Consider the following 14671-nt stretch of genomic DNA (forward strand, 5'->3'; position numbering starts at 1 on the left):
ACGCATGTGCCAGTTGGCGACTGAGCTTGGCGGTCGGTGCTTATCCGATACTTACCGAAACGCGGCGACACGACTGAAATGGGAGTGCGAACACGGCCATCGCTGGGAGGCTGCTCCAGGAGCAATTGTTCGGGGGCATTGGTGCCCTGTGTGCAGCCGCGACGCGATCAAGCTCGGGCTTGATCTGATGAACAGCATTGCGGTCGAGCGCGGTGGGAAGTGTATCTCGCCGACCTATGTGAACAGCGCAACCAGACTCGAGTGGGAATGTGCCCAGGGCCATCGGTGGCTTGCTACACCGAATACGATTCGACGTGGCCACTGGTGTGCTCGCTGTTACTTCATCAGCATCACCACGACCGAAAAAACTCGTCGCAAGCGGCGGCATGAAGCGGTCCGGAAGTGAGTCTCCGTAACTTGCTTAGGCAACGCGCCGGCGCACTTCAACCAAGTGACGCCTTTGGCGGCTAATGAGTTGATAGGATGTGTGGCGTCGCGCAATCGCCCGCGACGCGCGAAGCCGATGGCCGTGAATCACGTGGGGGGTGTCAGAATTTCCGTGTTCAAGGCGGGGTTGAGATTCACACGGATGGTCGAACGAACCGGTCCTCGTAGAGGATAGCGAATTGGTTCATCGCTGTCTTCCAGTCGTGAGCGGCACGTCCCCAATCGGCAGTGATGTTGCGCAGCGCCAGCCAGATCAGTTTCGTCGCGGCATCATCGGTCGGGAAGTGACCTCGGGTCTTGATGATCTTGCGTAGCTGCGAATTGATGTTCTCGATGGCGTTCGTCGTGTAGATCACCTTGCGCACGCCCGGCGGGAACGCAAAGAACGGAATCACGCGATCCCAGGCGTTGCGCCACGCCGTGCTGACCGGCGGGAATTTCTGCCCCCACGGACCGTCAGCAAACGCATCCAGCTCGGCCTGCGCGGCTTCAGCGCTCGGGGCGGTATAGATCGGGCGGATCGCAGCAGCGAGGGACTTGCGGTCTTTCCAGCTCGCGTAATCGAGACTGTTGCGGATCAGGTGGACGATGCAGGTTTGCAGCGTCGTGGCCGGAAACACCACCGCAAGTGCTTCGGGCATGCCCTTGAGGCCGTCGGTCACGGCAATCAGGATGTCGCCCACGCCGCGTGTTTTCAGATCATTGAATACCTTCATCCAGAACTTGGCGCCCTCGGTGTTCTCGATCCACAGGCCCAGGATGTCACGCGTGCCGTCGGGCAGAATGCCCAGTGCCAGATAGACGGCCTTGTTGCGCACGACGGCGTCTTCGCGAATCTTCACGCGCAGCGCGTCGAAGAATACGACCGGATACATCGGTTCGAGTGGCCGGGCCTGCCAGGCCGTCACTTCGGCCATGACCTCATCGGTCACCGAACTGATGAATTCGGGCGAAACTTCCGTGCCGTACTGCTCCAGCACAAAGCCCTGAATCTCGCGCACGGTCATGCCCCGTGCGTACATCGCAACGATCTTGTCGTCGAAGCCCGTGAAGCGTCGTTCGTGTTTGGGGATCAGCAGTGGTTCGAAACTGCCGTCGCGGTCGCGCGGTACTTCGATGCGGATCGGTCCGTCTTCGGTCAGAACCGTCTTGGCGCCACGGCCGTTGCGCTGGTTCGTCACGCTGGCCGGTTTTGCCGCGCCCGGCGCGTAGCCGAGGTGGTGATTCATCTCACCGCCCAGCGCTCGCTCGATCAGCGCCTTCTTGAGGGCTAGCGTCGCGGCATTGATCGCTTCGGCCGTCATCGGGCCGTTGCCGAATTGTTCAAGCAGTTCAGCGGGAATCGCCGGTAGCTCTACCGGTGGGGTTTTCGGTTTGCGAGGCATAGGTTCTCCTGGGGAGGATCATATGCCTTGAACACGAAATTACTGACAGGCCCATCACGTGCAACTATATCCGTGCAAGTAACCTTCCAATGGCGCAAGGGCTTGTGATTGAATGTGGTCGTGGAGCAGCATTGCTTATCGTGTGACGTTGATCGGGACGACGGCCGCTCCAGCTTCCAGTGCATCGAGGTGATCAGCCCAGTGCTGCATCATCTTCCGCCGCTCTGGCAGGAACTCAGCATGTACATACGCTGCAGTGACCTGATTGCGTTCGGCGTGGGCGAGTTGACGATCGACGACATCGCGACCATAACCCAGTTCGCGAAGCACGGTCGCGGCCAGGCCACGGAACCCGTGGCCGGTCATTCGCGACTTGTAGCCCATGCGGTAGAGCGCATAGAGCATCGTGTTGTTCGAAATGTGGCTGCGACCTTGGATGCTGTAGAACACATACCGGTGGCTGCCGTTAAGCTCGCGCAACGCGGCCAGCGTGTCGAGTGCTTGACGTGACAGTGGGACAATGTGCGGGTCGCGCATCTTCATTCGCTCGGCTGGAATTCGCCATTCGGCTGCGCGCTCATCAAACTCGTCCCATTCTGCATTAATCATCTCGGTTGTTCGAGTGAATGTCAGAGCCATAAAGCGGAGCGCCAATCGGGTGACGAGATCTCCCTGGTAGCCTGCAATGTCCCGCATGAGTTGCGGAATTTCGACCGGTTTGACCCGAGCCATATGTCGCACGCCAGTCCCCTTCTTGAGAATGGTTTCGGCGTCAATGTCAGCAGCAGGATTACGGGGGCATCGGCCAGTCATGATTCCGTACTGGAACACCGCCCGTGAGCGCTGCAACAGGCGCTTGGCGGTCTCGCGGACTCCCCGCGCTTCGATTGCACGAACAATTTCCAGCATTTCTGGTGCTTCAATGCTGGCGATCGGGCGTGAGCCTATCTTCGGAAATGCATCAATCTCAAGCGAGTGGATGACTTTTTCAGCGTAGGTGTCCGTCCATCCCGCCCGCTGGTTGTCGAACCACTCGCGTGCAACGGCCTCAAACGAACTGGCTGCCGCGATGCGCGCCGCTCGCTTGGTTTCCTTCCTTGCTTCATTCGGATCGATGCCGGCAGCCAGATTTTCACGCGCCTCGTCGCGTTTTCTGCGTGCGACCGCTAGCGAAACGTCCGGATACACACCAAGTGCCAGCAACTTTTCCTTTCCGTGGACGCGATATTTGAGTCGCCAATAGCGCTGACCGGCTGGGGTGACGAGCAGGAACATTCCGCCGCCGTCGAACAACTTTATCGGCTTGTCGCCCGGTTTCGCGTTCTTGATGGCTTTGTCGGTCAGAGGCATGGGGGTATCCCTCGGAGGGGTATCCCGGGTACCCCAAGAGATACCCCCAAATACCCCCGGCTGTCGCAGCGCATCGTCGGACGTCTGCGGAATGAAAAAACCCGTGAAGCCTTATGCTATCACGGGTTGTCGGAATTCTGAGGATCGCATGAGATGGAAGATTGGTCCCCCCGACAGGAATCGAACCTGTATCTAGCGCTTAGGAGGCGCTTGTTCTATCCATTGAACTACGGGGAGAGCCATGTCCGCGGTTTCGCGTACGGAAGACGCGAACGGGACGGCGATGTGGACAGCGCGCAGAGTATAGCAAACGCGCGGTGCATCGGCGGACGGAATGCGTGCCGATGCGCGCCGCGCGCGCTCGATCGTGTCCGGAAGCCCGAATCAGAAATCGACGACGACGAAATCTTCCTTGCCCACGTCGCACAGCGGGCAGCGCCAGTCGGCGGGAATGTCGGCGAAACGGGTGCCGGCGGGGATGCCCTCGTCGGGCAGGCCTTCCGCTTCGTTGTAGACCCACCCGCAAATCAGGCAGACCCAGCTCTGGTATTCGGTTACTTCGCTCATGTGGTGCTCGGAATGATGAAGATCTGTGATGCCGCTCGCCGTCTGTCCGGCGGACGAAAGGCGCAATGGTACCGGAATTTCGCCGAACGCCTCCGCAACGTCGTTTTAAACTGCGCATCGCGAACAATTTCCATCATCGCGCGGGCCGGGCACGCAGTGTATGCTTCGTGAGCCTTTCAATCTGAAGGAGAAAACGATGCTCAACAAGAAGTGGATCGCGGGTGCGGTATGTGTCGCGGCACTGGCCGTGTCGACGCTCGCGCGTGCCGAGGCGCGCGTGTTCTTCGTCGAGCCGAAGGATGGCGCGACGGTGTCGAGCCCCGTGCACGTGAAGTTCGGCCTCGAAGGCATGGGGCTCAAGCCGGCCGGCGACATGACGCCGGACACGGGCCACCATCACCTGCTGATCGACGGCCAGCCGGTGCCGAAGGGCGACGTGATCCCCGCGACAGACCATTCGCTGCACTTCGGCAAGGGCCAGACCGAAACCGATGTGAAGCTGCCGCCCGGCCAGCACACGCTGACGCTGCAGCTCGGCGACGGCGCGCACCGCTCGTACGGTCCCGAGCTGAGCTCGACGATCTCGGTCAACGTAAAGTAATCGCATCTTCCGCATGCGGGCACCCGGCCGGGAAGGTGCGGCCGGATGCCCGCCACGGCACGAAATGAACCGCGCACCGGCCTAGTCCGTCCGGCCATCCCGGCGCAGGCGCCCGCCACCGGTACAATGGGCGCTTCCGATTTCTCTCTTCGCCGCCTCCCCATGTCGCTTTATTCCATTACCGGCGCGCAACTCGCGTTCGGTCACGTCGCGTTGCTCGATCACGCGGATTTCTCGCTGGAGGCCGGCGAGCGCGTCGGCCTGATCGGTCGCAACGGCGCGGGCAAGTCGTCGCTGCTGAAGATCGTCGCCGGGCTGGCGAAGCCCGACGACGGGCTGATTACGCGCCAGCAGGAGCTTGTGACCGTCTACGTGCCGCAGGAGCCCGAATTCGAACCGGGCGCGACCGTGTTCGAGGCCGTCGCCTCGGGGCTCACGCACACGCGCGAAGTGCTCGAAGAATACGATTCGATCGCGCACCGCCTTGCGGAGACGCCCGAAGGCGCCGAGCACGACGCGTTGCTCGCGCGGATGAACGCGCTGCAGTCGTCACTCGATGCGCACGATGCGTGGAATTGGCGTACGCGCGTATCGATGACGCTCGCGCAGATCGGCCTGACGGACGGCGATGCGCAGGTCGACGCGCTGTCGGGCGGGATGCAGAAGCGTGTCGCGCTGGCGCGCGCGCTCGTGGTGCAGCCCGACGTGCTGCTGCTCGACGAACCGACCAACCACCTCGACTTCGACGGCATCCGCTGGCTGGAAGAACTGCTCGTCGCGCAGCGCGCGGGCCTGCTGTTCATCACCCACGATCGCGCGTTCCTCGACCGCGTCGCGACGCGCATCGTCGAGCTCGATCGCGGCCGGCTGCTGTCGTATCCGGGCAATTTCTCCGCGTACCAGACGCGCAAGGCGCAGCAGCTCGAAGTCGAGCGCGTGGAAAACGAGAAGTTCGACAAGCTGCTCGCGCAGGAAGAAGTTTGGATCCGCAAGGGCGTCGAGGCGCGCCGCACGCGCAGCGTCGGCCGCATCGCGCGGCTCGAGCAGATGCGCAACGAGCGCGCGGAGCGCCGCAATTCGCAGGGCAACGTGAAGCTCGACGTCGCGCAGGGCGAGAAGTCGGGCAAGATCGTCGCGGAGCTGACGGACGTGACGAAGCGCTACGGCGGCCGCGCGGTCGTCGAGCGCTTCTCGACGACGGTCATGCGCGGCGACAAGATCGGCTTCGTCGGCCCGAACGGCGCGGGCAAGACCACGCTGCTCAAGCTGATCCTCGGCGAGCTGAAGCCCGACGAAGGCACGGTGCGCACCGGCACGAACCTGCAGGTCGCGTACTTCGACCAGATGCGCGCGCAGCTCGACCAGGAAAAGAGCCTGGCCGACACGATCAGCCCCGGAAGCGAATGGGTCGAGATCGGCGGCGTGCGCAAGCACGTGATGAGCTATCTCGGCGACTTCCTGTTCGCGCCTGAGCGCGCACGCTCGCCGGTGAAGTCGCTGTCGGGCGGCGAGCGCAACCGGCTGCTGCTCGCGCGCCTGTTCGCGCGTCCGGCCAACGTGCTGGTGCTCGACGAACCGACCAACGACCTCGACATCCCGACGCTCGAACTGCTCGAAGAGCTGCTGGCCGACTACGACGGCACGGTGCTGCTCGTCAGCCACGATCGCGCATTCCTCGACAACGTCGTGACGTCGGTGATCGCGGCCGAGGGCGACGGCAAGTGGCGCGAATACGTCGGCGGCTTCACCGACTGGCAGATCCAGAGCGAGCGTTCGCAGCAGCTCGCGCAGCAGGAGGCGGCGAAGCGCGCGGTGAAGGAAGCGGCGCCGGTCAAGGAAGACGCGGCGAAAAGCGCGGCCGGCCGCAACGCACAGCGCACGGTGAAGCTGTCGTTCAACGAGCAGCGCGAACTCGATGGGCTGCCGGAGAAGATTGCGGCGCTCGAGGAAGAACAGAAGACGATCAATGCGCAGCTCGAGGATGGTTCGATCTTCGCGAAGGATCCGCAGGAAGGCACGCGCCTGACCGAACGCTTCGCGGCGATCGACGACGAGCTCCTCGCCGCGCTCGAGCGGTGGGAGACGCTCGAGGCAAAGCGCAAGCCGGTCTGACGCCCCGTGCGCCGTGTGAGTGATCTTGCTACGGCGCGCCACGCGGAACCAGTAAAATACCGCGCGTCCCGGGCAGCGCAGCGAATGCCGCGCGCCCGCTTTCGGAGCAGTCCAAGCACACCGTTGTTTCGATTCGCTTTTTTACGGAACTCAACGTTTTGTCCACGACGTTGTCCACACGAAGTGTGGACAACGTCCCGATGAATGACGAAATTCAGCGCCTATGTCAACGAAGAAGCCCAGCGCGGCCTATAGCGAAGCATCGATCAAGGTGCTCAAGGGCCTTGAGCCGGTCAAGCAGCGGCCCGGCATGTACACCCGTACCGAAAATCCGCTGCACATCATTCAGGAAGTCATCGACAATGCGTCCGACGAGGCGCTCGGCGGCTACGGCAAGCAGATTACGGTCACGCTGCATGCCGACCAGTCGGTGTCGGTCGAGGACGACGGCCGCGGCATCCCGTTCGGGATGCACCCCGAAGAGGGTGTGCCGGTCGTCGAGATCGTATTTACGCGCCTGCACGCGGGCGGCAAGTTCGACAAGGCTGCAGGCGGCGCGTACACGTTCTCGGGTGGCCTGCACGGCGTCGGCGTGTCGGTGACGAACGCACTCGCGACGCGTCTCGACGTGACGGTCTGGCGCGACGGCAAGATCGCCGAGCTCGGCTTCGCGGAAGGCGACGTCGTGAAGCCGCTCGCGACGCAAGGCGCGGGCCGCGGCGAGAAGAAGTCCGGCACGCGCGTGCGGGTCTGGCCGAATCCGAAGTACTTCGATTCGCCGAACCTGCCGCTTGGCGAGCTGCAGCGTCTGCTGCGCTCGAAGGCCGTGCTGCTGCCGGGCGTCGAGGTGGTGCTCGTCAACGAGAAGACCGGCGAACGCCAGGCGTGGAAGTACGAGGACGGCCTGCGCGGCTACCTGCTCGACGAGATGAACGGCAGCGAGCTGCTGATCCCGCTGTTCGAGGGCGAGCGCTTCGCCGATGCGCGTTCGACCGACGAGACCTTCGCCGAAGGGGAAGGCGCGTCGTGGGTCGTCGCATGGAGCGAGGAAGGATCGCTCGTGCGCGAGTCGTACGTGAACCTGATCCCGACGCCGGCCGGCGGCACGCACGAGTCGGGCTTGCGTGACGGTCTCTACCAGGCGGTCAAGAGCTTCGTCGAACTGCACAACCTGCAGCCGAAGGGCGTGAAGTTGCTCGCGGAAGACGTGTTCGCGCGCGTGTCGTTCGTGCTGTCCGCGAAGGTGCTCGATCCGCAGTTCCAGGGGCAGATCAAGGAACGCCTGAACAGCCGCGACGCGGTGAAGCTCGTGTCGTCGTTCTCGCGTCCGGCGCTCGAACTGTGGCTGAACCAGCACGTCGAGCACGGCAAGAAGCTCGCCGAACTGGTGATCAAGCAGGCGCAGGCGCGCACACGTGCGGGCCAGAAGGTCGAGAAGCGCAAGAGTTCGGGCGTCGCGGTGCTGCCGGGCAAGCTGACGGATTGCGAGACGGAAGATATCGCGCGCAACGAGTTGTTTCTCGTCGAGGGCGACTCGGCGGGCGGTTCCGCAAAGATGGGCCGCGACAAGGAATACCAGGCGATCCTGCCGCTGCGCGGCAAAGTGCTGAACACGTGGGAAACCGAGCGTGATCGCCTGTTCGCGAACAACGAGGTTCACGACATCTCGGTCGCGATCGGCGTCGATCCGCACAGCCCCGACGACACCGTCGACCTGTCGAATCTGCGCTACGGCAAGATCTGCATCCTGTCGGACGCGGACGTCGACGGCTCGCACATCCAGGTGCTGCTGCTCACGCTGTTCTTCAAGCATTTCCCGCAACTGATCGAGCGCGGTCACGTGCATGTCGCGCGGCCGCCGCTGTTCCGCGTCGATGCGCCCGCACGCGGCAAGAAGCCCGCGCAGAAGCTCTATGCGCTCGACGAAGGCGAACTCGAGGCGACCCTCGACAAGCTGCGCAAGGACGGCGTGCGCGAAACGCAGTGGAGCATCAGCCGCTTCAAGGGTCTCGGCGAAATGAGCGCGGAGCAGTTGTGGGACACGACGATGAATCCCGACACGCGCCGCCTGATGCCGGTGAAGCTCGGCGAACTCGACTACGAGGCGACCGTCGCGCGCATGACCATGCTGATGGGCAAGGGCGAGGCAGCCGCGCGACGCGGCTGGCTCGAGGAAAAGGGCAACGACGTCGAAGCGGACATCTAAACCCGCGCGGCCGGGCATGACGCCCGGCCCGGCCTCACGCCACTTACGAATACGGAATTCAGATGGACGACAATACTTCCGATCTCTTCGCCGGATCCGACGCACCGGACGCCGAAGCGCTGACGCTCGGCAACTACGCGGAGCAGGCGTATCTCAGCTACGCGGTCAGCGTCGTGAAGAGCCGCGCGCTGCCCGACGTGTGCGACGGCCAGAAGCCGGTGCAGCGCCGGATCCTGTTCGCGATGAACGAAATGGGCCTCGGCCCGGACGCGAAGCCGGTGAAGTCGGCGCGCGTGGTGGGCGACGTGCTCGGTAAATACCACCCGCACGGCGACCAGTCGGCATACGATGCGCTCGTGCGTCTCGCGCAGGATTTCTCGCTGCGCTATCCGCTGATCGACGGGCAGGGCAACTTCGGCTCGCGCGACGGCGACGGCGCGGCAGCGATGCGATACACCGAGGCGAGGCTCACGCCGATCTCGAAGCTGCTGCTCGACGAGATCGACCAGGGCACGGTCGACTTCATGCCGAACTACGACGGCTCGTTCGAGGAACCGAAGACGCTGCCGAGCCGCATGCCGTTCGTGCTGCTGAACGGCGCGTCGGGCATCGCGGTGGGTCTCGCGACCGAGATTCCGTCCCACAACCTGCGCGAGGTCGCGGCGGCGGCGGTCGCGTTGATCCGCAATCCGAAGCTCACGCACGCGGAGCTGATGAACCTGATCCCCGGCCCGGACTTCCCGGGCGGCGGCCAGATCATCTCGAGCGACACCGAGATCGCGGCGGCCTATGAAACCGGCCGTGGCAGCCTGAAGGTGCGCGCGAAATGGAAGATCGAGGATCTCGCGCGCGGCCAGTGGCAGCTCGTCGTCACCGAGCTGCCGCCGAACACGTCGGGCCAGAAGGTGCTCGAGGAAATCGAGGAGCTCACCAATCCGAAGCTCAAGCTCGGCAAGAAGACGCTCACGCCCGAGCAGCTCAACACCAAGAAGGCGATGCTCGACCTGCTCGACGCGGTGCGCGACGAGTCGGGCAAGGAAGCGGCGGTGCGGCTCGTGTTCGAGCCGAAGTCGCGCACGATCGACCAGACCGAATTCGTGAACACGCTGCTCGCGTATACGAGCCTCGAGTCGAACGCGACACTGAACCTCGTGATGATCGGCGCCGACGGCCGGCCAGGCCAGAAGGGGCTGCTGACGATCCTCGACGAATGGGTGAAGTTCCGCCAGCTCACGATGACGCGCCGCTGCCGCCATCGTCTCGCGAAGGTCGACGACCGCATCCACATCCTCGAAGGGCGGATGATCGTCTTCCTGAACATCGACGAGGTGATCCGCATCATCCGCGAGTCGGATGAGCCGAAGGCTGCGCTGATGAGCGCGTTCGGCCTGAGCGACCGCCAGGCCGAAGACATCCTCGAAATCCGCCTGCGTCAGCTCGCGCGGCTCGAGAAGATCAAGATCGAGAAGGAACTCGAGGCGCTGCGTGACGAGAAGGCGAAGCTCGAGGAACTGCTCGCGAACGAAAGCGCGATGAAGCGGCTGATGATCAAGGAGATCGAGGCCGACGCGAAGCAGTACGGCGACGATCGCCGCACACTGATCCAGCAGGAAAAGCGCGCGACGTTCGAGGCGAAGGTCGTCGACGAGCCGGTGACGGTCGTCGTGTCGCAGAAGGGCTGGGTGCGTGCGCTGAAGGGTCACGGGCTCGACCCGGCCGGCTTCTCGTTCAAGGCAGGCGATCACCTGTATGCGGCGTTCCAGTGCCGCACGCCCGATCGACTGATCGCGTGGGGCAGCAGCGGCCGCGTGTACTCGGTCGACGTGTCGGTGCTGCCGGGCGGGCGCGGCGACGGCGTGCCGGTGACGTCGCTGATCGAGCTCGAATCGGGCTCGCACCTGATGCACTACTACGCAGCACCGGCCGACCAGCAACTGCTGCTCGCGTCGAGCAACGGCTTCGGCTTCCTCGCGAAGGTCGGCGACATGGTGAGCCGCGTGAAGGCCGGCAAGTCGTTCATGACCATCGATGCGGGCGCGGTGCCGCTCGCGCCGATGCCCGTGCTGCCGAACGCAACGCAGGTCGCGTGCCTGTCGAGCGGCGGTCGTCTGCTGGTGTTCGGGATGGACGAGATGAAGACGCTGTCGGGTGGCGGCCGCGGCGTGATCCTGATGGCGCTCGACGACAAGGAAACGCTCGTGCAGGCGCTCGCGATCGACCCGGCCGGCGTCGTGCTGATCGGCACCGGCCGCGGCGGCAAGGCGCAGGACGAAACACTGTCGTACGCGGGGCTCGCGCCGCACGTCGGCAAGCGTGCGCGCAAGGGCCGCGCGCCGGAAACGAAGCTCAAGGTCGTCAGCGAGCTGCGTCCGCTGCTCGGCTGACGCCGCATCCGTTGGCCGGCTCGACCGGTATCGAAGGCCGCACCTCCGCTTCGGCGGGCGTGCGGCCGATTCTTTTTTGCGCGACGCATCCAGGCAAGCGCGAGTGGCGCCGTCACGCGGAACTTGCAAAATATTGTGAAATTCCGCCAGGGGTCTGAACCGAGCGGCTGCGCGCGGGTCGAACGTCGCTCGAGACCGCGCGTGACGCGGCTGTTCGTTGCACTTAACTCATACCAGGATTGCCGCCATGTCCCACGCTGTTGCCGTCGCGCTGTTTCTTCACCTGCTGGCCGTCGCCGTGTGGGTGGGCGGGATGGTCTTCGCGCACTTTTGCCTGCGCCCGGCGCTGTCCGACCTGACGCCGCAGTTGCGACTGCCGCTGATCGAGGGCGTGTTCGGCCGATTCTTCAACTGGGTGTCGGGGTCGGTGATCGTGATCCTGCTGTCCGGCGGTTTCCTGCTCACGGCATTCGGCGGCGCGCACGCGACGTGGACGCTGCATGCGATGGCGGGGCTCGGTGTCGTGATGATGCTGATCTTCGGCCACATCCGCTTCGCGCTGTTCCCGCGCATCCGCCGCGCGGTGCAGGCGCAGAACTGGCCGGACGGCGCGCGCGCGGTGAACACGGTGCGCCTGCTTGTCGTCGTCAACCTCGTGCTCGGCGTCGTGACGATTGGCGCAGCCGTGCTGTCGCGCGGCCTCTGAGCGCGAACGCCTGACCTTGCGGCGCCGTTCGGCGCCCGCCGCCGGCGCGATGTCGCGCGCCGCTATGCGGCCAGCATCGCGTCGAGCAGCCACGCGCCGGCCGGGCCGAGCGGGCGGTTGCGCGACCACACCGCATCGACCCGCACGCGGCGCGGCCAGCCACGCGAGCGCAGCTCGCAGAGGCGCTCGCCCGCGAAGTGCTCGACCATCCAGCGCGGCAGCTCGGCCCAGCCGAACCCCAGCACCGCCATCTCCAGCAGCATCAGGTAGCTCGGCGCGAGCCAGCGCTGCGTGCCGATGACGATCCGGTCGTCGGCGCCGCGATCCTCCGGTTTCACGTACGTGTTGAGGCGCAGCTCGCGCGCGTCGCGCAGCGCAGCATGCGGCACGTCAGCGTCGCCGTAGGCGGCCAGCGCGTGCGCGAGCCCGACGAACAGGCCGATCTCCGATTCCTCCGCCACCGTCGCCGCGCCGATATCGGGCGGGTAGGCGGCGCGCGCGGCCATCAGCCCGAGCTGTGCGCGGCCCTGCTGGATCAGGTCGAGCACGTCCTCGTGTTCGGCAATCTGGCATTCGAGTTCCAGCGTCGGAAAGCGCCGCTCGAGCGCCATCAAGGTTTCCTCGTAACGCTTCGATTGATACGTATCGGACACGACGAGCGTCAGCCGTGCTTCCTCGCCCTGCGCGAGCCGCGCGGCGGTGCGGTCGATCGCCGCGCCGGCCTCCAGTGCGCGTTGCACCTGCGGCAGCAGCGCGCGCCCGGCGTCGGTCAGCGTCGGTGCGCGCGTGGAGCGGTCGAACAACTGCACGCCGAGATCGATCTCGAGGTTCGCGATCGCTTCGGACACCGTCGACTGGCGCTTGCCGAGCTTGCGCGCGGCGGCCGTGAACGAGCCGAGCAGCGCGGCTTCGGCGAAGGCGAGCAGGGCTTCGGGGGCGTGGCGCATGCGCGGGTCTCACGGCGTTGTATCGGTAAAACCGATGATATCAAACTGGATTCATGCAGTTACGCCGATCAAAATGGCCGGCATACGCTTCACAAACGAACTGGAGGGACCCATGAAACAGATGAACAAGACGGTGACGGAGCGCCTCGTTCACGCGCTGACGTTCGAACTGGTGGCGATCGCGCTGTGCGCGCCGATCGGCGCGTGGTTGCTCGACATGCCGGTGTCGCACGTTGGCGTGCTGACGGTGATGGTGTCGTTGATCGCGATGGCCTGGAACATGACGTTCAACACGCTGTTCGACCGCTTCGAGCGCCGCGCCGGCCTCACGCGCACGCTCGGGATGCGGATCGCGCACGCGGTCGTGTTCGAACTCGGCCTGGTCGCAATGGTGGTGCCGGTTGCCGCGTGGTGGCTGAACGTGAGTCGGGTCGAGGCGCTGCTGCTCGACCTCGGCATCGTGCTGTTCTTCCTGCCGTACACGTTCTGCTTCAACCTCGCGTACGACGCGTTGCGTGCACGCTGGGTCGCACGCCGCGTCGCCGTGCAGGCGAGTTGAACGGCCAGCGGCCGGCGGTGGTGGAGGGCGTGCCGTCAGTGCGCGATGTCGGCCCATAACAGCCACGCGCCGCACACGATCGCGACCGCACCATAGACGGCGTACACGGGCACCTTGAAGCGCGTGAAGCACAGCGTCGCAAACGCGCCCGTGAGCCAGTAGACGGGATCGGCCGGTTCGCGGTGGAGGATCCTCACGACGGCGACGACGAGAAAACCCGTCGTTGCCGCGCGCAGCAGGCGCATCCCGTGCTCGAAGCGCGAATGGCGCTTGAGCCGGAGCAGATGGTTCTGCGCGAACGCGACGAGACACCCCGACGGAATGAACAGCGCGGCGGTCGCGAGCAGCGCGCCGGTCCAGCCGTCGGTCAGGTAGCCGAGAAACGGCACGACGTTCAGCAGCGGGCCGGGCGACACCGGCGACAGCGCGAACGCGAGCGTGAAGTCGTGATCGGAGATGCCGGTGGCCGGCGACACGAACAGCGTCTTGAGCACGGGCAGCGCGGAGAAGCCGCCACCGAACAGCGTCATGCCGGCGCCGGCGAGCCGCGGCCACAGCAGCGTCTCCTGGTAGTCGCCGGGCAGCGGCAGCGCGAACAGCGCGACGAGCGCGGCGAGCAGCACGAGCAGGTTGCGGTCGCGTTTCGACAGCGTGAAGTCGACAGATGCGTGTTGCGGCGGCCCGGTCAGCCAGCCGGCTGCAAACGCAGCGAAGAGAATCCCGACGAAGGCGGCTGGACTATGCGCGAAAGCGAGCAGAATCGTCGATAGCGCGGCGATTGCCTGTTCCAGCCGTGTGCTCGCGAGCGTGCGCAACTGCTTGACCCACGTGACGCCGATCAGTGCGGCGAGCACCATCCCGAAGTGATCGATCAGCATCGGCGCGGCGAGCGAGCGCACGATCGGCGTGCGGTAGAAGATCGCGAACAGCGTCATCAGCACGGAGAACGGCAGCACGCTCGCGATGCCGGCGATCCATGCGCCGGTGCGGCCGTGCAGCGTCTGGCCGACCTGCACCGCGACATTGCAGCCGACGGGGCCTGGCACGAGCCATGCAAGGGCGACGAGATCGGCGAACACGTGCGGCTCGATGCGCTGCAACCGGTCGACGTAGTGGCGTTCGAGCTGCGCCATCATCGAAAGCCCGCCCCAGGACACGGCGGAAATGCCGGCCACGACCTTGAACAAGGCCCATAGGGATGCCCGTGCCTGTTCGACACGTTCGGCCGCTTCGACTTCGACGGTTGTCATGACTGTGCTTTTGGCGCTGGGCCTGGTCTCGCGCGTGGAAACGTGCCGGCGACCCGCCGACACGATGACCCTCCCGATTGTCCGCCGCGCATCGTGACGCTGCCATGCGCGAAAACGCTAGTTCATGAACTAAACAACCGGATCGGAAACCGAAATA

11 protein-coding genes and 1 tRNA gene are annotated in these 14671 nt (G+C 64.9%); 6 read left to right on the plus strand and 6 right to left on the minus strand.

What is annotated here, in order from left to right:
• Nucleotides 1-581: 581 nt before the first annotated feature.
• The 4 genes from WS66_RS17330 to WS66_RS17345 form a co-directional block, all read right to left on the minus strand.
• On the minus strand, nucleotides 582-1832 hold the full coding sequence (locus WS66_RS17330; protein WP_059600046.1) for an IS256 family transposase: 1251 nt from the start codon (nucleotides 1830-1832) through the stop codon (nucleotides 582-584).
• Between the two features lie 135 nt (nucleotides 1833-1967).
• Nucleotides 1968-3182 carry a tyrosine-type recombinase/integrase gene (locus WS66_RS17335; protein ID WP_059600342.1) on the minus strand — a complete coding sequence of 405 codons (1215 nt, stop codon included), beginning with the start codon at nucleotides 3180-3182 and terminating at the stop codon, nucleotides 1968-1970.
• Between the two features lie 162 nt (nucleotides 3183-3344).
• A tRNA-Arg gene (locus tag WS66_RS17340) sits at nucleotides 3345-3419 on the minus strand.
• Nucleotides 3420-3566: 147 nt separating this feature from the next.
• Nucleotides 3567-3749 carry a rubredoxin gene (locus WS66_RS17345; protein WP_006478164.1) on the minus strand — a complete coding sequence of 61 codons (183 nt, stop codon included), beginning with the start codon at nucleotides 3747-3749 and terminating at the stop codon, nucleotides 3567-3569.
• Between the two features lie 196 nt (nucleotides 3750-3945).
• Here WS66_RS17345 and WS66_RS17350 point away from each other — a divergent pair, with 196 nt between their 5' ends.
• From WS66_RS17350 to WS66_RS17375, 5 genes are all read left to right on the plus strand, one after another.
• Nucleotides 3946-4350, plus strand: coding sequence for a DUF4399 domain-containing protein (locus tag WS66_RS17350; protein ID WP_059600451.1), 405 nt, complete (start codon nucleotides 3946-3948; stop codon nucleotides 4348-4350).
• 162 nt (nucleotides 4351-4512) lie between these two features.
• Complete coding sequence (locus tag WS66_RS17360) at nucleotides 4513-6462, plus strand: ATP-binding cassette domain-containing protein (protein ID WP_059600343.1); 1950 nt, start codon at nucleotides 4513-4515, stop codon at nucleotides 6460-6462.
• A gap of 223 nt (nucleotides 6463-6685) precedes the next feature.
• Nucleotides 6686-8668 (plus strand): DNA topoisomerase IV subunit B, encoded by a 1983-nt coding sequence (locus tag WS66_RS17365; RefSeq protein WP_059600344.1) that lies wholly within the window; start codon nucleotides 6686-6688, stop codon nucleotides 8666-8668.
• A gap of 62 nt (nucleotides 8669-8730) precedes the next feature.
• On the plus strand, nucleotides 8731-11052 hold the full coding sequence (gene parC, locus WS66_RS17370; protein WP_059600345.1) for a DNA topoisomerase IV subunit A: 2322 nt from the start codon (nucleotides 8731-8733) through the stop codon (nucleotides 11050-11052).
• A 247-nt stretch (nucleotides 11053-11299) separates the two neighbouring features.
• Nucleotides 11300-11758 (plus strand): CopD family protein, encoded by a 459-nt coding sequence (locus WS66_RS17375; RefSeq protein ID WP_059600346.1) that lies wholly within the window; start codon nucleotides 11300-11302, stop codon nucleotides 11756-11758.
• 62 nt (nucleotides 11759-11820) lie between these two features.
• Here WS66_RS17375 and WS66_RS17380 read toward each other — a convergent pair whose 3' ends face one another.
• Nucleotides 11821-12705 carry a LysR family transcriptional regulator gene (locus WS66_RS17380; protein WP_059600347.1) on the minus strand — a complete coding sequence of 295 codons (885 nt, stop codon included), beginning with the start codon at nucleotides 12703-12705 and terminating at the stop codon, nucleotides 11821-11823.
• A gap of 112 nt (nucleotides 12706-12817) precedes the next feature.
• On the opposite strand from WS66_RS17380, the gene WS66_RS17385 reads away from it, so the two are divergent.
• Entirely contained in the window at nucleotides 12818-13264 is a 447-nt protein-coding gene (locus WS66_RS17385) for a multidrug/biocide efflux PACE transporter (protein ID WP_059600348.1), read from the plus strand.
• Nucleotides 13265-13299: 35 nt separating this feature from the next.
• Here WS66_RS17385 and WS66_RS17390 read toward each other — a convergent pair whose 3' ends face one another.
• Nucleotides 13300-14514, minus strand: coding sequence for a chromate transporter (locus WS66_RS17390; protein WP_059600349.1), 1215 nt, complete (start codon nucleotides 14512-14514; stop codon nucleotides 13300-13302).
• Between the last annotated feature and the right edge of the window lie 157 nt (nucleotides 14515-14671).

This window comes from Burkholderia sp. LA-2-3-30-S1-D2, assembly GCF_001523915.2.
GTDB lineage: Bacteria > Pseudomonadota > Gammaproteobacteria > Burkholderiales > Burkholderiaceae > Burkholderia > Burkholderia diffusa.

What these genes read in the sequence shown, in the direction of transcription:
- parC (WP_059600345.1), top strand. Translation starts at nt 8,731, where the DNA reads ATGGACGACAATACTTCCGATCTCTTCGCCGGATCCGACGCACCGGAC.
- WS66_RS17380 (WP_059600347.1), bottom strand. Translation starts at nt 12,705, where the DNA reads ATGCGCCACGCCCCCGAAGCCCTGCTCGCCTTCGCCGAAGCCGCGCTG.
- WS66_RS17365 (WP_059600344.1), top strand. Translation starts at nt 6,686, where the DNA reads ATGTCAACGAAGAAGCCCAGCGCGGCCTATAGCGAAGCATCGATCAAG.
- WS66_RS17330 (WP_059600046.1), bottom strand. Translation starts at nt 1,832, where the DNA reads ATGCCTCGCAAACCGAAAACCCCACCGGTAGAGCTACCGGCGATTCCC.
- WS66_RS17345 (WP_006478164.1), bottom strand. Translation starts at nt 3,749, where the DNA reads ATGAGCGAAGTAACCGAATACCAGAGCTGGGTCTGCCTGATTTGCGGG.
- WS66_RS17335 (WP_059600342.1), bottom strand. Translation starts at nt 3,182, where the DNA reads ATGCCTCTGACCGACAAAGCCATCAAGAACGCGAAACCGGGCGACAAG.
- WS66_RS17360 (WP_059600343.1), top strand. Translation starts at nt 4,513, where the DNA reads ATGTCGCTTTATTCCATTACCGGCGCGCAACTCGCGTTCGGTCACGTC.
- WS66_RS17390 (WP_059600349.1), bottom strand. Translation starts at nt 14,514, where the DNA reads ATGACAACCGTCGAAGTCGAAGCGGCCGAACGTGTCGAACAGGCACGG.
- WS66_RS17350 (WP_059600451.1), top strand. Translation starts at nt 3,946, where the DNA reads ATGCTCAACAAGAAGTGGATCGCGGGTGCGGTATGTGTCGCGGCACTG.
- WS66_RS17375 (WP_059600346.1), top strand. Translation starts at nt 11,300, where the DNA reads ATGTCCCACGCTGTTGCCGTCGCGCTGTTTCTTCACCTGCTGGCCGTC.
- WS66_RS17385 (WP_059600348.1), top strand. Translation starts at nt 12,818, where the DNA reads ATGAAACAGATGAACAAGACGGTGACGGAGCGCCTCGTTCACGCGCTG.